We start from the raw sequence: 18,940 nt of genomic DNA on the forward strand, positions 1-18,940 counted from the left end.
GGCGTCAGCGGTCGACCTGGGCGAAGTCCCAGCTGTGCGGCGGGCGGGCGATCAGGCGCGCCGGTGGCTCGGGCAGTTCCCGGGGGTTGTTCCGCCACTTGGAGATGACCACGAGCCGGTGGTCGGTGGAGGAGAACACCTCGCTGGAGACGTGCATCGGGTCGTGCTCGAACTCGGGCAGCGCGGTCTCGCAGACCCAGGTGATCAGGTCGGCGAAGCCGTACGACTCGGCCTTGGCCTCCCACATCCGGACGATCATGTCGGTTTCCTCCCCGCTCACACACTGACCACCGTCAGCGGCATCGCCGAGTCGGCCGGCAGGTCCAGCCGGCTCGGCGCGACGCCCGCGGCGACCAGGTGCGAGCCGAGCGCGGCCACCATCGCGCCGTTGTCCGTGCAGAGCTTCGGCCGGGGCGTACGCACCCGGATGCCGTACTTGCCGGCCCGCTGCTCGGCCATCGCCCGCAGGCGGGAGTTGGCTGCCACTCCGCCGCCGATCACCAGCGTGTCGATGCCGCTGGTGCGGCAGGCGTCGATCGCCTTGCCGACCAGCACGTCGCAGACCGCCTCCTGGAAGGACGCCGCCACGTCGGCGACCGGGACCGGCTCACCGGCCCGCTGCCGCGCCTCCACCCAGCGGGCCACCGCCGTCTTCAGACCCGAGAAGGAGAAGTCGAACCGGTGCCCGACCAGGTCCTTCGCGGCGGTCAGCCCGCGCGGGAAGGCGATCGCCGCCGGGTCACCGGCACGCGCTTCGCGGTCGATGTACGGTCCGCCCGGGAACGGCAGCCCGAGCAGCCGGGCCACCTTGTCGAACGCCTCGCCGGCCGCGTCGTCGATGGTGGCGCCGAGCGGTACGACGTCGCGGGCCAGGTCGTCGACGCGCAGCAGCGAGGAGTGGCCGCCGGAGACCAGCAGCGCGATGGCGGGCTCGGGCAGCGGGCCGTGTTCGAGCGTGTCCACAGCCACGTGCGCGGCGAGGTGGTTCACCCCGTACACCGGCTTTTCCGCCGCGACCGCGTACCCCTTGGCTGCGGCGACCCCGACGAGCAGCGCGCCGGCCAGGCCCGGCCCGGAGGTCACGGCGATGGCGTCGATGTCGGCGATGGTGACGCCTGCCTCGCGCAGCGCCCGGTCCATGGTCGGCACGATCGCCTCCAGGTGGGCGCGGCTGGCCACCTCGGGCACCACGCCGCCGAACCGGGCGTGCTCCTCGACGCTGGAGGCGAGCGCGTCGGCGAGCAGCGTGTGCCCGCGCACGATGCCCACGCCGGTCTCGTCGCAGGAGGTCTCGATGCCGAGGATCAGTGGTTCGTCAGCCATGCGCGTCAGTCCTCGTTGCGCTGCATGACCAGCGCGTCGGTGTTGCTCGGTTGGTAATAGCCGCGCCGTACGCCGATCGGCTCGAAGCCGTAGCCGGCGTAGAGCCGCTGCGCCGGGGCGTTGTCCGCGGCGACCTCCAGCAGCGTGCTGCGGACGCCGCGCCGGGCCGTCTCGGCGAGCAGCGCCTCCAGCAGCAGCCGGCCGATGCCCCGCCGCTGCGCGTCCCGGCGGACCGCGACGTTCTGCACCCACGCCTCGTCGGGCGGGTAGACGGCCAGCCCGGCGTAGCCGAGCACGGTGCCGTCGTCGTCGGTGGCGGCGAGATAGAAGTGGCCGTTGGCGAGTTCGTTCCAGAACATCGCCGCCGACCACTGCTCGGCGCCGAACAGGTCCGCCTCGATGGGCAGCACCTCCTCGACGTGCCACCAGCGGAACCGGCCCAGCCTCATGGCAGGACCGGCTTGTGGCCGGTGGCGGCGACCGCGTCCGGGCGGCGCAGGTAGAGCGGGGTGAGCGTCTCACCGGGCGCGCCCGCGCGGATCCGCGGCGCGGCGAGACGCGCCAGCGCCAGCGGGTCCGGGTAGCGCGGCTCGTCCCGCACCGGCAGGCCGAGCACGTCGGCGTACCGGTGCGCGCCGTCGCCGACCGCGACGCTGACCGCCAGGTCGCGCGCCCGCTGCGCGACCACCGCCGGGGCCGCCACCTCCGGGCCGGCCAGGCGCTGACCGGCGCCGTCGTAGACGGCCCAGTAGATCTCCCGCCGCCGCGCGTCGCTCGCCGCCAGCACCGGCTCGCCGGCGGCCGCCGGGTGGCCGAGCCCGTCCAGCGAGCAGACACCGTACGTGGGGACGCCGAGCACCTGACCCATGGTGGCGGCGGTGACCAGCCCGACGCGCAGCCCGGTGAACGGGCCCGGGCCGAGGCCGGCGACGATCGCGGCCAGGTCGGCGGGACGCGCGCCGACGTCCGCCAGCACGGCGTCGACCTGCGGCGCGAGCAGCTCGCCGTGGGCGCGGGCATCGACGGTGCACCGGGACGCGCGAACCGCGACGCCGTCCGCCGAGACCTCGGCCAGCGCCGCGGTCACCGCGGGCGTCGAGGAGTCCACCACGAGTACGAGCACGGTAAGCCAGCCTAGCCGTCCGCCCCGTCCGCCCTCGGCACGCCCTCGCCGCTGACCCGGTCACGGTGCGTAGTGTCCCGACGGAAGAGGTGACCTGGGAGCGATATACCTCTCGGTCATAAATATGACTCACAGGTATATCGCTCGACGGCGAGTTGCCATCCTCCGGAGATGACGGAGAGTCGCCTGGCCCAGGAGATCGCCCGCGCCATGCGCCACGAACGGGAACTGGCCGGGCTCACCCAGCAGGCCCTGGCCGCGCGGGTCGGGATCAGCCAGGCCGCCGTCGCCCGGATCGAGCGCGGCGACCGGCTGCCCAGCCTGACCACCGCGGAACGTCTGCTCGCCGCGCTGGATCGGCAACTGCGGATCGAGGTCGAGCCGCTGGACAGTCACCTGGACGCGGCGCTTGACGAGATGGCCGGGACCGCGCTGACCGAGCGGATCGATCATCTCCGGCTCGACCCGATCATGGACGCGCTGGGCGACCTGCCGTACGTGCTGGCGGGCGGCACGGCGGCCCTGTTGCAGGGCGCGCCACTGCCGGTGGACGCGGTCGAGGTCGCGGTGCGGTGGCGGGACTCCCCGCGGTTCACCGCGTTCCTGGAGCGGGGCCGCGCGCAGCGCTGGGATGCCCGATGGCAGGAGTGGGGCGGGGGCCACCCGGAGCCCGAGGAACCGGGCGAGCACCGCTGGCGGACCCGGTTCGGCGAGCTGCGGGCCCGGATGTGCGACGAACTGCCCGAGCCCATCGAGGTCCGCCTCGGTGAACGTACGTACCCGGTGGAGCCGCTGGTCGAGGTGGAGGCGACCGACAAGCGCACGGCCGAGCTGCTGTCCCGGTACCGCCGGCGCCTCGCCGCGGCGGGCGAGGCGCCGGACGGGTCAGCCCGCTGAGCGTTCCCAGTCGACGGTGGGCAGCCCCGCGTCGGCGAGCGCCTTGTTTGCCGCGCTGAACGGACGGCTGCCGAGGAAGCCGCGCGGGTTCATCGGGCTCGGGTGCCCGGCCTCCAGCACCACGTGCCGCGGGTTGGTCACCAGCGCCGCCTTCTTGCGGGCGTAGCCGCCCCAGAGCAGGAAGACCACGCGCTGGTCGAGCGCGTCCAGCGCCCGGATCGTGGCGTCGGTGAACTCCTCCCAGCCCTTGTTCGCGTGCGAGCCGGGGGTGGCCTGCCGGACCGTCAGCACCGAGTTGAGCAGCAGCACGCCCTGCGCGGCCCAGCCGTCGAGGTTTCCGCTGCGCGGCTTGGGCACGCCCAGGTCCTCGCTCAGCTCCTTGAAGACGTTGCGCAGCGACGGCGGCACCGCCACCCCCTCGCGCACGCTGAAGCTCAGCCCGTGCGCCTGGCCCGCCTTGTGGTACGGGTCCTGGCCGAGGATGAGCACCCTCGTGTCGGCCGGCGCGCAGTGCCGGTAGGCGGAGAACAGGTCCTCCAGCGGCGGGAAGACCGTGGCGGTCGCGTACTCCCGGGTGACGAACTCGGCCAGCGCGGCGGTGCGGGCCGGGTCGAGGTGGGGGGTGAGCACGGCACGCCAGGCCTCCGGCAACAGCGCCGGCAGGTCCAGGGTGGGGGCGTCGGGCATCGGCAACCTCTCCTAGTCGGTCGCCATCTTCCTACCAGCCGCGACCGACACTCCCGGGCAGCGGCCGGGCCGGGTACTGGACGGGAAAAGTTACCGGAGCGTAACCTACTGGCAAGTTACTTACGCCACACCACCACTGCTAGCTTGCATCCACCACCATCGATGCTCGCTAGGAGTGCCCGTGAGCAGCAGGAACACCCGTCCCCGCACGCCCTCCGCCCGCCGCGCGATCGGCCTCCGGATCCTCGCCGTCGCCGCGGCGGCAGCCACCTACCTGGCCGGATCCGGCGCAGCCGCGGCCGCCGACGACGCCACGCCCGTGGTCTCCCGCGGCGTGACCATCCCCGCCTTCTACCACCCGCCCGCCGACCTGCCCGCCACCAACGGCACGCTGATCCGCACCGAGCCGCTGCCGCTCGGCCTGAGCATCCCCGGGCTCGACGGCCGCGCGATGCCCGGCACCGCCACCCGACTCATGTACCGGTCCACCGACTCCAACGGCCGGCCCGTCGCGGTGACCGGCGCCTACATCGAACCGTCGGCGGCGTGGCGGGGTGCCGGCCCGCGCCCCCTCGTCGCCGTCGCCTCCGGAACCATGGGGCAGGGCGACCAGTGCGCGCCGTCGTTCTCGCTGCAACACCCGCTCACGCTCACCGGCGACACCCTGTCCGTCGGCTACGAGGCCCTGGCGATCTATCGCCTCCTCGCCACCGGCGCGGCGGTCGTCGTCACCGACTACGTCGGTCTGGGCACGACCGACCGGCTGCACACCTACGTCAACCGCCTCGACGGGGGACGCGCCCTGCTCGACGCGGCCCGCGCCGCCCGCGCCGTACCCGGAGCATCGGTCACCGCCCAGTCCCGCGTCGGTCTCTACGGCTACAGCCAGGGCGGGGGCGCCAGCGCCGCGGCCGCCGAACTCCACTCCACCTACGCGCCCGACGTGCCGCTCGCCGGCACCTACGTCGGCGCGCCGCCCGCCGACCTCACCGCGGTCATCGGCGGCATCGACGGCAGCGCGCTGGTGGGGGCGCTGGGATGGTCGCTGAACGGCTTCGCCCAGTCCGACCCGGCGCTGCGGGACGTCATCGAGGCCGCCGTCAACGACACCGGCCGGGCGGCGCTGAAGGACACCTCGACCATGTGCGTCGGCGACGCGATCCTCCGGTACGCGTTCACCAGGAGCAGCAAGTGGATCACCGGCGGCCGCTCCCTCACCGCCGTCATCGCCGCCTCGCCCGAGGCCCAGGCCGTCCTCGACCGGCAGCGCATCGGCACGCTCAAGCCCACCGGCCCGGTACGTGTGGCAACAGGCATCCAGGACGACATCGTGCCCCACCGGCAGGCCCGTCAACTGGCTGTCGACTGGTGCCGCAAGGGCGGCAACGTGACCTACCAGGCGATCAGCCTGCCCAACCTCGGCGACAAGATCCTCACCAACCACCTGGTGCCGCTCATCACCGACCAGGGCGACGCGGTGGCCTGGATGAGCGACCGGCTCGCGGGGCGGACCGCCTACTCCAACTGCTGGACGATGCCCCTTCAGCCCTGACTCAGGACAGTTCGGCGACCCGGGCGGCCCAGTCGCCACCGACCGGTTCCAGCGTGACCGCCCGGGTGTCGTCGTCGCGGCGGTCGATGCGTACCCGCAGGTGCGCGTCGACCAGCTGCTCGACCATTCCCTCGCCCCACTCCACCACTGTCACCGCCTCGTCCACCGAGGCGTCCAGGTCGAGGTCGTCGATCTCCGCCCGCGGGTCGGCGGCCTCACCCAGGCGGTACGCGTCGGCGTGCACGAGCGTCACCCGGCCGCCCCGATCCGGGTCGGGCCGGTGCACCCGGGCGATGACGAAGGTGGGCGAGGTGATGTCGCCGCGTACGCCCAGGCCGGCGCCGATGCCCTGGGTCAGCGCGGTCTTGCCGGCCCCGAGCGGGCCGCTGAGCAGCAGCAGGTCACCCGCGCGCAGCACCCCGGCCAGCCGCCGCCCGAACTCGTGGGTGTCGTCGACCGTCTTCAGCTCCACGACCACTGTCATAGCGAATCCAGGAACCTCTCCAGCGCCGCGTTCACCTCGTCGGCGTGCTCCAGCATCACCACGTGCCCACTGTCGTCGATCTTCACGAACTCGGCGTGCGGCAGCCGCCGGACGATCTCCTCGGAGTGCGTCACCGGCGTGATCATGTCCTTGTCCCCCACGATCACCAGCACCGGCGTGCCGGCCAGCGCGGCCAGCGCCGGGAACCGGGAGTGGGTGGCGATCGTCCGCAGGTAGCGGGTGACCGTGTCGGCCGAGGTGCGCGAGTTCATCATCTCGACGTACGACACCAGGGCCGGGCTCGGCGCCGAGGTGCCGAAGCCGTACTTGCGGGTGAGCAGCCAGGCCACGTTCGAGGTCGACCGGCGCGCCCGGTCGATCACCGTGCCGCCGTACCGGGTGGCGTTGCTCATCATGTAGAGCACCGGCGAGCCGACGCGGCCGAGCAGCGCGGGCGCCACCAGCTTCGTCTCCGCCGCCAGACCGCCCGAGGTCGCCATCAGCACGGTGCCGACCACGCGGTCACCGAACATCTCCGGGTACAGCTCGGCCAGCGCCATGATCGTCATGCCGCCCATCGAGTGCCCGACCAGCACCAGCGGGCCCTCCGGGGCCACCTCGTCGAGCACCCGGCGCAGCGTGTGGCCCAGCGCGGTCAGGTCGTACTCGCCGCTCTCCAGCCGGCCGGAACGGCCGTGCCCCGGCTGGTCGTACGCGACCACCCGGTAGTCGCCGCGCTCGGCGAGCCGCTTGCGCTGGAAGTGGAACGTGCCCATGTCCAGGCAGAACCCGTGCACCAGCACCACAGTCGGGTGCCCGGCGACCGGGCGGGTCGGCTCGACCACCTCCACGTGGATGTCGGTGCCGTCCGGCATCTCCAGCCGGTACGCCTGGTCGTAGCGCTGCTCGCCGAAGACCTCGTCGGCGTACCTGTCGGTGGGGTCGTTCTTGAGCCGGCGGACCAGCACCCGCTCGCTGACCACGCCCGCCGCGAGCCCGGCGGCGGCCACCCCGACGGCGGCGCCGACCAGCCCGGCGACCTTGCCGGCGGCGGTACGCGGACGCGGCAACCGGAGACTCATGCGCGCTCGCCGTCGTAGAACCGGGGCACGCGCACGCCGCCGAAACGGGTCACGATCTCGTAGTTGATGGTGCCGACCGCCTCGGCCCAGTCGTCGGCTGTGGGCCCGCCGTCCGCGCCGTCGCCGAACAGCGTCACCATGTCACCGGCGGCCACCTCGTCGTCGCCGCAGTCGACCACGAACTGGTCCATGCAGACCCGGCCGGAAATGTTCCGGCGCTTGCCGGCGAGGTGCACCGGGCCGGTGTTGGAGGCGTGCCGGGGCACACCGTCGGCGTAGCCGAGCGGCACCACCGCCAGGTTGGTCTCCTGCTCGGTGAGGTAGGTGTGCCCGTAGGAGACGCCGGTGCCGGCCGCGACCCGCTTGGTCAGCATCACCCGGGCGCGGGCGGTCATCGCCGGGCGCAGGCCGAACTGCTCGCCCGCGACCGGCGACAGACCGTAGACCGCGATGCCGGGCCGGACCAGGTCGAAGTGCGTGTCCGGCCGGGTCAGCGTGGCGGCCGAGTTGGCCAGGTGGCGGTACCGAGGGCGCAGACCGGCGCGCGTCACCATCTCCAGCCCCTCGTGGAAGACGGCGAGCTGGCGGTCGGTGGTGGGGTGGCCGGGCGAGTCCGCGTACACGAAGTGGCTCCACACGCCGACCACCTCGACCAGGCCGTCGGCCTGGGCCTTCGCGGCGGCCTCCAGCAGCGCCGGCCAGTCGGCGACGGTGGCGCCGCCCCGCGCCAACCCGGTGTCGATCTTGAGGTGCAGCCGGGCCGGGCGGTCCGCCCGGCGGCTCGCCTCGATCATCTCGTCGAGCTGGGTGAGGCTGGCGCAGCCGAGGTCGACGCCGACGGTGATCCCGTCGTGCAGCGGCAGCCCGGGTGTGAGCAGCCAGGCCAGCACCGGCGCGGTGATGCCGTCCTGGCGCAGCCGCAGCGCCTCGTCCAGCGTGCAGACGCCGAGCTGGTCCGCCCCCGCGTCGAGCGCCGCGCGGGCGGCGGGCACCATGCCGTGGCCGTAGCCGTCGCCCTTGACCACCGCCATCAGCTCGGCGCTGGTGCCGGCCTTGAGCCGGGTCACGTTCTCCCGGATCGCGTCCAGGTCGACGCGCACCTCCGACTGCCACATGTCCCCAGCCTACTTCCGTCAGTGATCATCAGCGCCCTGAGCCGTGCGGGCGGTGCCCGTCGCCACCCGGGCGTCGCCGCCCGGATCAGCCCAGCCGGGCCAGTACCGGACGCAACGCCGCCGCCACGTCGGGCGCGGTGACCGGACCGCCGCGCGCCGCCTCCCGGCCGGCCAGCCCGTGCAGGTACGCCGCCGCGGCGGCCGCCCGCTCCGGGGCCAGCCCGGCGGCGAGCAGCGAACCGAGCAGCCCGGCCAGCACGTCGCCGGTGCCGCCGGTGGCCAGCACCGGCGTGCCGGTCGGATTCACGTACGCGCGGCCGTCGGGCGTGCCGATGATCGTGTGGTCACCCTTGAGCAGCACCACCGCGTTCATCCAGGCGGCCAGCCGCAGCGCGGCGGCGACCCGGTCCTCCCCCGGCATCTCGCCGCAGAGCCGGGCGTACTCCCGGTCGTGCGGCGTCACCACGATCGGCGCGTCCCGGCCGCGCAGCCGGTCGGCCAGCTTGCCGTCGACGAGCAGCGTCAGCGCGTCCGCGTCGAGCACCACCGGCACCGGCGCGGCAAGCACCGCGCGCAGCTCGGCGGCGGACTCCTCGCCCGTACCGAGGCCGGAGCCGCACACCCACGCCTGCACCCGGCCCGCGTCCGCGACCCGGCCGGTGGCGATCACCGACGGGTGCTGGTGCAGCACCTCGCCCTTGGCGCTCCCGGCGTAGCGGACCAGGCCGGTCGGGCCGGCGAGCGCCCCGGCGACCGAGAGCACCGCGGCGCCGGGGTAGGTGGCCGAGCCGGTGGCCACGCCGACCACACCCCTGGTGTACTTCTCCGACGACGCGCCCAGCTCCGGCCACCAGCCGACCACGTCCGTCTGCTCGATCACCTGGAGCGCCGGGGTGCCGCGCAGCCACGGCGTCAGCCCGATGTCGACCAGCTCGACCTCGCCGGCCAGCTCGGCGGCCGGGCCGACGACCAGCGCCGGTTTGAGCGCGCCGAACGCCACCGTCACGTCGGCGCGGACCGCGCGGGGCCGCCCGGCGTCGGTCAGCGGGACGTGGCCGGTGTCGACGGCGACGCCGCTCGGCACATCGACAGCGACCACCGTAGCGGGCCCACCGTCGCGCCCGCGCTGCCCGGTCAGGCTCGCGGCCAACTGCTCGGCGGTCTCCCTCAGCCCGCCGGTGCCGCCGATGCCCACGATCCCGTCGAGCACCAGGTCGGCTCCGGCGGGCGGCCGGTCGACGACGCGCCCGCCGGCGGCACGCAGGGCCGCCAGCCCTTCCGCGTGCGCCCGCCCGGGGCTCAGCAGCAGCGCGGCCACCGCAGCGCCCCGGCGGGCCAGGTGCGCGCCCGCGAAGAGCGCGTCACCGCCGTTGTCGCCGGAGCCGATCAGCAGCAGCACCCGGGCGCCGTAGACCCCGCCCCGGTCACCGAGCAGCAGGGCGCAGCGCCGGGCCAGCCCGGCCGCGGCCCGCTGCATCAGCGCCCCGGGCGGAAGGGTGGCCATCAGGCCCGCCTCCGCCGCGCGAACGTCCGCGACGCGCCATACCGGTCTCATGCCACCCCGTCCCGTTCGTCGCGCCGGCTCAGCGCCCGCCCGCCGCTGCCCCGGTCACGGCCTCACCCTACCGGCGGTACGAACCCGGGACCGGCTGACGGAAACGCCCTGTGGAAAACCCCGGCCGTTGTCCACAGGGGTCGGCGGCCGGGTCGCCGGGCGGCCTAGCGTCCCGGTGTCCGGGGCCGGTGGGTGGCGTCGGGCAACGTGGGGAGGTCACGTGGTGGAGAAACCGTTCGACGTCGACCCGGAGCTGCTGCGCGCGGTCGCACGGGAGCTGGCCGACGACGCGTACCGGCTGGCCACCGGGCCGGGGGCGGCGCCGGAGGCGCTGCTGGTGGCGGCGCCGGACGGCTGGCGGGCCGGGGCGGCGCTGGCCGACCTGGAGTCCGCGGTACGGCGCTGGTCCGGCGCGCTCGGCGCCCGGGTGGCCGACACCGCCGGGGCGTTGCGCCGCGGGGCGGACGGCTACGAGGCGGTGGACGAGCGCGCCGCGCGCCGCCTCAGCGGGGTGCTCCGGTGACCGGCGGCGCTCCCGGGCGGCCCGATCCGAGCTCCGGAGGGCCCGGCGAGGGCCCGGCGGACGTCGGGTACGCGCAGCTCTGGCGGGCCGATCCGGGCGCCTGGTCCACGGCCGGGGTGGCCTGGCGAGGGCTCGCCGGGCCGGTGCGCCGTCGCGCCGACGCGCTGACCGCCCGGATCGGCACGCTCCGGCCCGGGTGGTCGGGCGCCGCCTCGGTCGCGGCCCAGCAGCGGATCGGGGACCTGCGCACCGACCTCACCGACGTGCTGCCCGCCCTGTTCGAGGTCGACCAGGTGCTGGCCGAGTTCGGCGCCCGGCTGGGGGCGGCGAAGGCCCGCCTCGGCGCGGAGGTGGCCCGCGCCGAGTCCGGCGGCCTGCTCGTCGACCGTGCCGGCGCGGTGCGGCCCGATCCGGCCCGCCCGATGTCCCGGGCCGGTCCGGCGGTGGTGGACGCGCGGGCCGGGATCCGGGGCGCGCTGACACTCGCCGGCGCCGCCGACCGGGAGGCGGCTCGCCGCCTGGCGGAGCTGACCACCGCCACGGTGACCGGCTGGGTCAGCGTCCCGCCCGGGTGGCGGCCGGGCCCCGGCGCCGGGCCGGCCGAGGTGAGCCGCTGGTGGGCCGGTCTGAGTGCGGCCGAGCGGCGCTGGCTGGTCGGGCGGGAACCGGATCGGATCGGCCGCCTCGACGGCGTGCCGGCCGCCGCCCGGGACCAGGCCAACCGGCTGCTGCTCGGCGACCGGCGGGAGCAGTTGCTCGTCCGGCGGCTCGCGCTGCTGCGGCCGCTGCCGGCCGGACCGTTGGAGGCGTCCCGGCGGGTCCGGCTCGCCGGCGTCGAGGCGGCGCTGCGCGGGCTGAACCGGCTGAGCGAGCGGCTCGCCGCGCCCGGGCTGCCGCGGGCGTACCTGCTGGGGCTGGACCCGCGCGGCGACGGGCGCGCGGTGGTGGCGCTCGGCAACCCGGACCGGTCCGCCGCGGTGCTGACCTACGTCCCGGGCATGACCTCGGACCTCGCCGACGCGCCGGACGAGCTGGGCCGGGCCGCCCGGGTGCTGCAGCGGTGCGCGGCGCTGGGGCCGGGCGAGGAGGCGGCGGCGGTGCTCTGGCTGGACTACGACGCGCCCGACTTCCTCACCGAGGCGGCCGGCCCCCGGCAGGCCGAGGACGCCGGGCCGGCTCTGCACCGGTTCCAGGAAGGGCTACGCGCCGCACACGAGGGTTCGCCGGCCCGGCAGACGGTGCTCGGGCACAGCTACGGCTCGCTGGTGGTCGGCGCCGCCGCCCGGGACCACGGGCTGAGCGCGGACGCGCTGGTATTCGTCGGCTCGCCCGGCGTCGGCGTCGACCACGCCACCGAGCTGCGGATGCGCGCCGGCGAGGTCTGGTCGTCGACCGCGCCGGACGACGTGATCCGGCTGGCGCGTCCGCCGGACGAGCTGGCCCGCCGCGCCCTGCTCGCCGGCACGCCGCTCGGCCCGGCGCTGGCCGTGCTCGACCCGCACGCCGAGCGGCTCTGGTTCGGCGCCGACCCGAGCGCGCCGGGTTTCGGCGGGCGGCGGTTCCCGAGCGCCCCGCACGGTCACACCGGCTACTGGGACCCGGACAACCCGGCGCTGGACGGGATGGCCCGGATCGTGCTGGGCCGATGAGCCGCCCGATGCCGTCCGGCGGCCGTCCCAAAGGATCCGGGAGCCGCCCGGGGCGGGCCGGAGACGGCGCGGTCCCTCCCCCCGGCCGACGGGTGGAGGGACCGCTGGCGAAAAGCGGACTACTCGACGGTGACCGACTTGGCCAGGTTCCGGGGCTGGTCCACGTCGTGCCCGCGGGCGGCGGCGATCTCGGCGGCGAGCACCTGCAACGGCACGGTGGTCACCAGCGGCGCCAGCAGTGTCGGCGTACGCGGCACGTAGATCAGGTGGTCGGCGTAGCGGACCACCGCCTGGTCGCCCTCCTCCGCGATCACGATCGTGCGGGCGCCCCGGGCGCGTACCTCCTGGATGTTGGAGACGACCTTGTCGTGCAACATGCCCCGGCCGACCGGCGACGGCACGATGCAGATCACCGGGGTGCCCTGGTCGATCAGCGAGATCGGGCCGTGCTTCAGCTCACCGGCGGCGAAGCCCTCGGCGTGCATGTACGCCAGCTCCTTGAGCTTCAGCGCGCCCTCCAGCGCCACCGGGTAGCCCACGTGCCGGCCGATGAACAGCACCGTCGGCTCGGACTTCAGCTCGCGGCCCAGCTCACGGACCGGCTCGATCCGGTCCAGCAGCTCCCGCAGCTTGCCCGGCATATCCTGGAGCTGGGCGACCACCGCGCCCACCTCGTCGGCGAACTTGATGCCGCGCACCTGGGCCAGGTGCAGGCCGATCAGGTAGCAGGCGACGACCTGGGTGAGGAACGCCTTGGTGGAGGCGACGGCGATCTCCGGGCCGCCGTGGGTGTAGAGCACGGCGTCGGACTCGCGCGGGATGGTCGAGCCGTTGGTGTTGCAGATGGCCAGCACGCGGGCCTTCTGCTCCTTGGCGTGGCGCAGCGCCATCAGCGTGTCCATCGTCTCGCCGGACTGCGAGATCACCACGATCAGCGTGGACCGGTCCAGCACCGGGTCGCGGTAGCGGAACTCGCTGGCCAGCTCCACCTCGCAGGGGATTCGGGTCCAGTGCTCGATGGCGTACTTGGCGACCAGGCCGGCGTGGTAGGAGGTGCCGCAGGCGACGATGAAGATCTTGTCGACGTCGCGCAGGTCCTGCTCGCTCAGGCGGACCTCGTCGAGGGCGATCTCGCCGGTCTCGGTGAGCCGGCCCAGCAGCGTGTCGGCGATGGCCTGCGGCTGCTCCTCGATCTCCTTGAGCATGAACCAGTCGTAGCCGCCCTTTTCGGCGGCCGACGAGTCCCAGTCGATGTGGAAGTCGGTGCCGCTGGCCGGCTGACCGTGGAAGTCGGTGATGTCGATGCTGTCCGGCGTGATCAGGACGATCTGGTCCTGCCCCAGCTCGACCGCGTCCCGGGTGTGCTCGATGAACGCGGCGACGTCGCTGGCCAGGTAGTTCTCGCCGTCGCCCCGACCGACGACCAGCGGCGAGTTGCGCCGGGCGCCGACCACCGCGCCGGGGATGCCGGCGTCGACGGCGAGCAGCGTGAACGCGCCCTCCAGGCGCCCGCAGACCACGCGCATGGCGGCGGCGAGGAGCTGCGGGCTGTCGGTCTCGCCGGCCGCGCGCAGGTCGGCCAGCGCGCGGGCGATCAGGTGCGCGGCGCACTCGGTGTCGGTGTCGCTGGCGAACTCGACGCCCTCGTCCTCCAGCTCGGCGCGGAGCTTCGCGAAGTTCTCGATGATGCCGTTGTGGATCACCGCGACGCGGCCGTCCGGGGAGAGGTGCGGGTGGGCGTTGCGGTCGGTCGGGCCGCCGTGGGTGGCCCAGCGGGTGTGGCCGATGCCGGTGGTGCCGTCGCCGATGCCGATCGGGCTGGCGGCGCAGTCCTCGGGGTTGTCGGCCGCCCGCTCGGAGAGGACCTTCTCCAGGTTCGCGAGCTTGCCGGCCTTCTTCTCGGTCAGCAGCTCGTCCTCGCAGACCACGGCGACACCGGCCGAGTCGTAGCCGCGGTATTCGAGCCGCCGCAGTCCGTCAAGCACGATGCCGAGCGCCGGGCGGGCACCGGCGTAACCCACGATTCCACACATGGTCCGCAGCCTAACCGAGTTTCGCTCATCGCGCGTGCTCGGAAGGCCGGTTAACGATCACTGAATTTGAGCGAACCGAACACCGGGGTTGCTATGTCGGACAACGCACCAGCCGGGCTCATCTGCCGTTTGCGTACCGGTTCGGGACGTGCCGCGCACCGGGCGGACCGGGTCCACGCGGGTGGCCGCCACGGCCTACATTGGGGCCGGGCTCCGCCCCCGGGCCCATCGTTCCGCGGGCGTCCGCGCCGTACCCCTGTGAGCTGAGCCGATGTCCGAGACGACCCCTTCCCCCGAGCCGACCTCCGGACCGGTCGACCCGACCGCCGCGCCGGTGACCCCGCAGCCCTCCACCTGGACCCCGCCGGACCCGCTGGCCGCTCCGCAGCCGTGGACGCCACCCGAGCCCTGGTCGCCGTCGTCACCGTCGCCCTGGAGCGCCCCCGGCGCCGGTCACCCCGGTCAGGCGGGCGGCGCCGAGGGGCGGCCGGCGGGCGATCCGGGCCGGGCCGCTCCGGCCGACTCGCCGGGCGCCGGCGACCAGGGACAGCCCGGGACGCCGGGCGGGCCCGCCAACCCGGACGCACCGCAGTGGCCGGCCCAGCCGGGAGCACCGGGCTGGCCGGCGCAGCCGGGCACCCCTGGCTCGTCCCCACCGCCGAGCGCCTACCAGCCCGGCACGTATCCGCCCGGGCCGTTCCCGCCCACCGCGTACCCGCCGGGGCCCTACCCGCCGCCGTACGCGTACCCGGGGATGCCGCCGCGCCGCAGCGGCGGCGGTTGGGCGGTCGGGGTGGTGGTCGGCATCGTCACCGTCCTGGCGCTGATCGTCTGCGGCTGCGTCGGGCTGGCCTTCCTCGGCAGCACCATGGACGACGGGACCGCAGCCGGCACCGGGTACGAGGAGCCGATCTACGGCGAGCCCGGCGACTGGACCGACGACCCGAGCGCGCCCCCGGCGAGGCCGGCGACCACCCCGTCCGGCGGCCCCGGCAAGTACACAGTGCTGTACGAGGTGACCGGCTCCGAGGGCGACGCGGAGGTGCAGTACTACGACGCGAACGGCGACTTCCACCAGCTCAACCTGGTGGACTCGTCCTGGCGGCTGAGGTTCACCACGAACAACCGTGAGCGGGTCCAGATCGTCACCATGCCCGGAAGCGCTGCTGGGTTGACCTGCCGGATAACCATCGACGGCAAGGTCGTCTCCCAGAAGTCGGGAAGGTGGGGCGTGACCTGCTTCGGCTGGTGAGCCCGTGGTGGCGGGCCGTAGGCTCGCAGCCGTGACGACGACCGATCCCCTGGTGGCCCGGATGCGGCCGTTCGGCACCACCGTCTTCGCCGAGATGTCCGCGCTGGCCGTGCGTACCGGGGCGGTCAACCTCGGGCAGGGCTTCCCGGACACCGACGGCCCGCCGGAGATGCTCGCCGCCGCCGCCGAGGCGCTGCGTACCGGCCACAACCAGTACCCGCCCGGCCCGGGCATCCCCGCGCTGCGCGCCGCCGTCGCCGAGCACCAGCGACGGTTCTGGGACCTGGAGTACGACCCGGACGGCGAGATCGTCGTGACGGCCGGCGCGACCGAGGCGATCGCGGCGAGCATCCTCGCGCTGTGCGAGCCGGGTGACGAGGTGATCTGCTTCGAGCCGTACTACGACTCGTACGCCGCCTCGATCGCGCTCGCCGGAGCGGTGCGCCGCCCGGTGACGCTGCGGCCCGGCGCCGACGGCAGGTACGCGTTCGATCCGGACGAGCTGCGCGCCGCGTTCGGGCCGCGTACCCGGCTGGTGCTGCTGAACTCGCCGCACAACCCGACCGGCAAGGTCTTCACCGCCGACGAGCTGACGACGGTCGCCGAGCTGTGCCGGGAACACGACGTGTACGCGGTCACCGACGAGGTGTACGAGCACCTGGTGTTCACCGACGCCGCCGCGCCGCACGTGCCGCTGGCCACGCTGCCCGGCATGCGGGAGCGGACGCTTCGCATCTCGTCGGCCGGCAAGACGTTCTCCTGCACCGGCTGGAAGGTCGGCTGGGTGAGCGGACCCGCGCCGCTGGTGGCGGCGGTGCTGCGGGTGAAGCAGTTCCTCACGTTCGTCAACGCCGGGCCGCTGCAACCGGCGGTGGCGGTGGCGCTCGGGTTGCCGGACGCCTACTTCACCGGGTTCCGGGACGACATGCAACGCCGGCGGGACCAGCTCGTCGCCGGGCTGGCCGACGCCGGGTTCGGCGTGCTCGCGCCGGAGGGCACCTACTTCGTCACCGCCGACGTCACGCCGCTCGGTGGCCGGGACGGGGTGGAGTTCTGCCGGGCGCTGCCGGAGCGCTGCGGCGTGGTGGCGGTGCCGACGCAGGTGTTCTACGACGACGTGGAGGCCGGCCGCCGGCTGGTCCGGTTCGCGTTCTGCAAGCGGCCGGAGGTGCTGGCCGAGGCGGTGACCCGGCTGCGCGGTCTGCGCGGAAACTGAACCGCCCGCTGGAGGGAGATCCCCAGCGGGCGGGCGGCGTGGCTCAGGCGACCGGGCTGGCGGTGCGGACCTGTTCGGCGATGCGCTCGGCGACCTCGCGCGCGGTGTCCTCGGTGGCCGCCTCGACCATGACCCGCACCAGCGGTTCGGTGCCCGACGGGCGCAGCAGCACCCGGCCGGTCTCGCCCAGCTCCGCCTCGGCGCGCTCGACCTCGGCCCGGACGGCCGGTGCGGCGGCACCGACGGTACGGTCGCCGACCGGCACGTTGATCAGCACCTGGGGCAGCTTGGTGACCACGGCGGCCAGCTCGGCCAGCGAGGTGCCGGTGGCGGCCATCCGCGCCATCAGGTGCAGGCCGGTCAGCACGCCGTCGCCGGTGGTCGCGTACGCGGGCAGCACGATGTGCCCGCTCTGCTCGCCGCCGAGCGCCAGGCCGGAGGCGCGCAGCTCCTCCAGCACGTACCGGTCGCCGACCTTGGTCTCGACCAGCCGGATGCCGTGCTCGGACATGGCCAGCCGGAGACCGAGGTTGCTCATCACGGTGGCGACCAGGGTGTCCTGGGTCAGCTCGCCGGCGTCCCGCATGGCCAGCGCGAGGATCGCCATGACCTGGTCGCCGTCGACCTCGTCGCCGTCGGCGGTGACCGCGACGCAGCGGTCGGCGTCGCCGTCGTGGGCGATGCCGAGGTGCGCGCCGTGCTCGACCACGGCGGCGCGCAGCGCGTCGATGTGGTTGGAGCCGCACTCGTCGTTGATGTTGAGCCCGTCCGGCTCGGCGTGGATGGCGATGACCTCGGCGCCTGCCTCGCGGTAGGCGACCGGGGCGACGTCGGCCGCCGCGCCGTTGGCGCAGTCGACCACGACCTTGATCCCGTCGAGGCGGTGCGGCACGGTGCCGACCAGGTGCTGCACGTAGTGGTCGGCGCCGTCGAGCAGGTCGTGTACGCGGCCGACGCCGGCGCCGGTGGGGCGCTTCCAGGCGGTGGTGGCGTTCGCCTTCACCGCCTCCTCGATCCGCATCTCGATCTCGTCAGGCAGCTTGTGCCCGCCGGCGGCGAAGAGCTTGATGCCGTTGTCCGGCATCGGGTTGTGCGAGGCGGAGAGCATCACGCCCAGGTCGGCCTTGGCCTCGGCGGTGAGGAACGCCACGGCCGGGGTGGGCAGCACGCCGACCCGGACCACGTTGGCGCCGGCGCTGGTGAGCCCGGCGACCACCGCCGCCTCCAGCATCTCGCCGCTGGCCCGGGTGTCCCGGCCGACCACCGCGAGCGGCGGATGGCTCTTGTCGGTCTCGGCCAGCGTGTGGGCCGCGGCCACCGCGACCGCAAGCGCCAACTCCGGGGTGAGATCCGCGTTCGCCCGCCCGCGTACGCCGTCCGTGCCGAACAACCGGCCCATACCCGCCAACCTCCGTGGAACTGCCGATGAGGAGAGAAACGCGGAACGGCCGGTCCGCCTCCCGGGAAGGGGAAGCGGACCGGCCGTCCGTCAGAAGTACAAGGCGCTTGTGGTGATCAGCGCTTCGAGTACTGAGGAGCCTTGCGGGCCTTCTTGAGGCCGTACTTCTTGCTCTCCTTGACCCGGGCGTCACGGGTCAGGAAGCCGGCCTTCTTCAGGGCCGGGCGGTCGTCGGGCTCGCTGACGATCAGCGCCCGGGCGATGGCGAGCCGCAGCGCGCCGGCCTGGCCGGTGGTGCCGCCGCCACGCAGGTTGGCGATCACGTCGAACGCCTCGGCCTTCTCGGCGGTGACCAGCGGGTCCTTGATGAGCTGCTGGTGCACCTTGCTCGGGAAGTAGGCCTCGAGGTCGCGGCCGTTGCAGGTGATCTTGCCGCTGCCCGGGACGATCCGGACCCGGACGATGGCTTCCTTGCGCCGACCCACGGTCTGGATCGGGCGGTCACCACGGGGCGCGCGCGCGACGGGCGCCGGCGCCTCGGTGGCCTCGGGGGCGACCTCGGTGGCGGTGATGTCGGTCATGCTGCTTCCTTCGCCCGCGCTCACTGCGCGATCTGCTTGATCTCGAACGGCACCGGCTGCTGCGCGGTGTGCGGGTGCTCGGCACCGGCGTAGACCTTCAGCTTCTTGAGAAGCTGACGGCCCAGCTTGTTGTGCGGGAGCATGCCCTTCACGGCCAGCTCGATGGCCCGCTCGGGCCGCTTGGTGAGCAGCTCGTCGTAGCCGACCCGCTTCAGACCACCCGGGTAACCGGAGTGGCGGTAAGCGACCTTGGTCTGGCGCTTGTTGCCGGTCAGCGCGACCTTGCCCGCGTTCACGATGACGACGAAGTCGCCCGTGTCGACGTGCGGCGCGAAAGTCGGCTTGTGCTTGCCACGCAGGAGCGTGGCGGCGTGGGTCGCCAGGCGGCCCAGCACGACATCAGAGGCGTCGATGACGTGCCACTGACGCTCGATCTCACCCGGCTTCGGGCTGTACGTACGCACAGGTC

General features: G+C 74.3%; 19 protein-coding genes. 6 read left to right on the forward strand and 13 right to left on the reverse strand.

Annotation, left to right across the window (positions count from 1 at the left end; translation table 11 throughout):
• Positions 1-4: 4 nt before the first annotated feature.
• Genes PVK74_RS17365 through tsaB form a run of 4 tightly spaced genes read right to left on the reverse strand, consistent with a single transcriptional unit; the run spans position 5 to position 2,446 of the window.
• Complete coding sequence (locus PVK74_RS17365; protein WP_030501549.1) at positions 5-259, reverse strand: hypothetical protein; 255 nt, start codon at positions 257-259, stop codon at positions 5-7.
• 17 nt (positions 260-276) lie between these two features.
• A complete protein-coding gene (gene tsaD / locus PVK74_RS17370) occupies positions 277-1,323 on the reverse strand; it encodes a tRNA (adenosine(37)-N6)-threonylcarbamoyltransferase complex transferase subunit TsaD (protein ID WP_030501550.1) in 1,047 nt (348 codons plus the stop codon).
• Positions 1,324-1,328: 5 nt separating this feature from the next.
• Positions 1,329-1,772, reverse strand: a complete 444-nt coding sequence (rimI, locus tag PVK74_RS17375) for a ribosomal protein S18-alanine N-acetyltransferase (protein WP_069087939.1) — start codon at positions 1,770-1,772, stop codon at positions 1,329-1,331.
• A complete protein-coding gene (gene tsaB / locus PVK74_RS17380) occupies positions 1,769-2,446 on the reverse strand; it encodes a tRNA (adenosine(37)-N6)-threonylcarbamoyltransferase complex dimerization subunit type 1 TsaB (protein WP_064446584.1) in 678 nt (225 codons plus the stop codon). Before tsaB ends, rimI begins: the two co-directional genes overlap by 4 nt.
• 171 nt (positions 2,447-2,617) lie before the next feature.
• On the opposite strand from tsaB, the gene PVK74_RS17385 reads away from it, so the two are divergent.
• The gene (locus PVK74_RS17385) at positions 2,618-3,343 is read left to right on the forward strand and encodes a helix-turn-helix domain-containing protein (protein ID WP_274476797.1); all 726 of its coding nucleotides are present in this window, start codon (positions 2,618-2,620) and stop codon (positions 3,341-3,343) included.
• On the opposite strand, the gene ung is transcribed toward PVK74_RS17385, so the two are convergent.
• On the reverse strand, positions 3,332-4,030 hold the full coding sequence (gene ung, locus PVK74_RS17390) for a uracil-DNA glycosylase (RefSeq protein ID WP_043328313.1): 699 nt from the start codon (positions 4,028-4,030) through the stop codon (positions 3,332-3,334). The genes PVK74_RS17385 and ung overlap by 12 nt on opposite strands.
• A 181-nt stretch (positions 4,031-4,211) precedes the next feature.
• On the opposite strand from ung, the gene PVK74_RS17395 reads away from it, so the two are divergent.
• On the forward strand, positions 4,212-5,582 hold the full coding sequence (locus PVK74_RS17395) for a lipase family protein (protein ID WP_274476799.1): 1,371 nt from the start codon (positions 4,212-4,214) through the stop codon (positions 5,580-5,582).
• Between the two features lies 1 nt (position 5,583).
• Here PVK74_RS17395 and tsaE read toward each other — a convergent pair whose 3' ends face one another.
• The 4 genes from tsaE to PVK74_RS17415 all read right to left on the reverse strand — a co-directional run bounded on the left by tsaE (position 5,584) and on the right by PVK74_RS17415 (position 9,818).
• On the reverse strand, positions 5,584-6,066 hold the full coding sequence (gene tsaE / locus PVK74_RS17400) for a tRNA (adenosine(37)-N6)-threonylcarbamoyltransferase complex ATPase subunit type 1 TsaE (RefSeq protein WP_043328309.1): 483 nt from the start codon (positions 6,064-6,066) through the stop codon (positions 5,584-5,586).
• Entirely contained in the window at positions 6,063-7,148 is a 1,086-nt protein-coding gene (locus PVK74_RS17405) for an alpha/beta fold hydrolase (RefSeq protein ID WP_043328307.1), read from the reverse strand. Before PVK74_RS17405 ends, tsaE begins: the two co-directional genes overlap by 4 nt.
• Positions 7,145-8,263: an alanine racemase gene (gene alr, locus PVK74_RS17410; protein ID WP_043328305.1), complete on the reverse strand. Its 1,119-nt coding sequence runs from the start codon at positions 8,261-8,263 to the stop codon at positions 7,145-7,147. The genes PVK74_RS17405 and alr overlap by 4 nt, the downstream gene beginning before the upstream one ends.
• 85 nt (positions 8,264-8,348) lie before the next feature.
• Entirely contained in the window at positions 8,349-9,818 is a 1,470-nt protein-coding gene (locus PVK74_RS17415) for an NAD(P)H-hydrate dehydratase (protein WP_043328303.1), read from the reverse strand.
• A gap of 220 nt (positions 9,819-10,038) precedes the next feature.
• Here PVK74_RS17415 and PVK74_RS17420 point away from each other — a divergent pair, with 220 nt between their 5' ends.
• Positions 10,039-10,341 (forward strand): type VII secretion target, encoded by a 303-nt coding sequence (locus PVK74_RS17420; RefSeq protein ID WP_104113845.1) that lies wholly within the window; start codon positions 10,039-10,041, stop codon positions 10,339-10,341.
• The gene (locus PVK74_RS17425; protein ID WP_140946480.1) at positions 10,338-11,990 is read left to right on the forward strand and encodes an alpha/beta hydrolase; all 1,653 of its coding nucleotides are present in this window, start codon (positions 10,338-10,340) and stop codon (positions 11,988-11,990) included. The genes PVK74_RS17420 and PVK74_RS17425 overlap by 4 nt, the downstream gene beginning before the upstream one ends.
• A 119-nt stretch (positions 11,991-12,109) precedes the next feature.
• Here the strand turns inward: PVK74_RS17425 and glmS are convergent, their stop codons facing one another.
• Positions 12,110-14,023, reverse strand: coding sequence for a glutamine--fructose-6-phosphate transaminase (isomerizing) (glmS, locus tag PVK74_RS17430; RefSeq protein ID WP_043328300.1), 1,914 nt, complete (start codon positions 14,021-14,023; stop codon positions 12,110-12,112).
• 271 nt (positions 14,024-14,294) lie between these two features.
• Between glmS and PVK74_RS17435 the strand changes: the two genes are divergently transcribed.
• On the forward strand, positions 14,295-15,275 hold the full coding sequence (locus tag PVK74_RS17435; protein WP_043328298.1) for an MmpS family transport accessory protein: 981 nt from the start codon (positions 14,295-14,297) through the stop codon (positions 15,273-15,275).
• Between the two features lie 31 nt (positions 15,276-15,306).
• Complete coding sequence (locus PVK74_RS17440; RefSeq protein WP_043328296.1) at positions 15,307-16,491, forward strand: pyridoxal phosphate-dependent aminotransferase; 1,185 nt, start codon at positions 15,307-15,309, stop codon at positions 16,489-16,491.
• 43 nt (positions 16,492-16,534) lie between these two features.
• On the opposite strand, the gene glmM is transcribed toward PVK74_RS17440, so the two are convergent.
• The 3 genes from glmM to rplM all read right to left on the reverse strand — a co-directional run bounded on the left by glmM (position 16,535) and on the right by rplM (position 18,935).
• Positions 16,535-17,890: a phosphoglucosamine mutase gene (gene glmM, locus PVK74_RS17445; RefSeq protein WP_030501566.1), complete on the reverse strand. Its 1,356-nt coding sequence runs from the start codon at positions 17,888-17,890 to the stop codon at positions 16,535-16,537.
• A gap of 116 nt (positions 17,891-18,006) precedes the next feature.
• Entirely contained in the window at positions 18,007-18,471 is a 465-nt protein-coding gene (gene rpsI, locus PVK74_RS17450) for a 30S ribosomal protein S9 (RefSeq protein WP_030501567.1), read from the reverse strand.
• 20 nt (positions 18,472-18,491) lie between these two features.
• Positions 18,492-18,935, reverse strand: coding sequence for a 50S ribosomal protein L13 (gene rplM / locus PVK74_RS17455; protein ID WP_013288574.1), 444 nt, complete (start codon positions 18,933-18,935; stop codon positions 18,492-18,494).
• Between the last annotated feature and the right edge of the window lie 5 nt (positions 18,936-18,940).

This window comes from Micromonospora chalcea (genome assembly GCF_028768405.1).
Taxonomy (GTDB): domain Bacteria; phylum Actinomycetota; class Actinomycetes; order Mycobacteriales; family Micromonosporaceae; genus Micromonospora; species Micromonospora chalcea.

Bases quoted from the DNA above. Each gene is read 5' to 3' on its own strand.
- PVK74_RS17365 (WP_030501549.1), bottom strand. From the start codon at position 259: ATGATCGTCCGGATGTGGGAGGCCAAGGCCGAGTCGTACGGCTTCGCC.
- tsaD (WP_030501550.1), bottom strand. From the start codon at position 1,323: ATGGCTGACGAACCACTGATCCTCGGCATCGAGACCTCCTGCGACGAG.
- rimI (WP_069087939.1), bottom strand. From the start codon at position 1,772: ATGAGGCTGGGCCGGTTCCGCTGGTGGCACGTCGAGGAGGTGCTGCCC.
- PVK74_RS17385 (WP_274476797.1), top strand. From the start codon at position 2,618: ATGACGGAGAGTCGCCTGGCCCAGGAGATCGCCCGCGCCATGCGCCAC.
- ung (WP_043328313.1), bottom strand. From the start codon at position 4,030: ATGCCCGACGCCCCCACCCTGGACCTGCCGGCGCTGTTGCCGGAGGCC.
- tsaE (WP_043328309.1), bottom strand. From the start codon at position 6,066: ATGACAGTGGTCGTGGAGCTGAAGACGGTCGACGACACCCACGAGTTC.
- PVK74_RS17405 (WP_043328307.1), bottom strand. From the start codon at position 7,148: ATGAGTCTCCGGTTGCCGCGTCCGCGTACCGCCGCCGGCAAGGTCGCC.
- alr (WP_043328305.1), bottom strand. From the start codon at position 8,263: ATGTGGCAGTCGGAGGTGCGCGTCGACCTGGACGCGATCCGGGAGAAC.
- PVK74_RS17415 (WP_043328303.1), bottom strand. From the start codon at position 9,818: ATGAGACCGGTATGGCGCGTCGCGGACGTTCGCGCGGCGGAGGCGGGC.
- glmS (WP_043328300.1), bottom strand. From the start codon at position 14,023: ATGTGTGGAATCGTGGGTTACGCCGGTGCCCGCCCGGCGCTCGGCATC.
- PVK74_RS17435 (WP_043328298.1), top strand. From the start codon at position 14,295: ATGTCCGAGACGACCCCTTCCCCCGAGCCGACCTCCGGACCGGTCGAC.
- glmM (WP_030501566.1), bottom strand. From the start codon at position 17,890: ATGGGCCGGTTGTTCGGCACGGACGGCGTACGCGGGCGGGCGAACGCG.
- rpsI (WP_030501567.1), bottom strand. From the start codon at position 18,471: ATGACCGACATCACCGCCACCGAGGTCGCCCCCGAGGCCACCGAGGCG.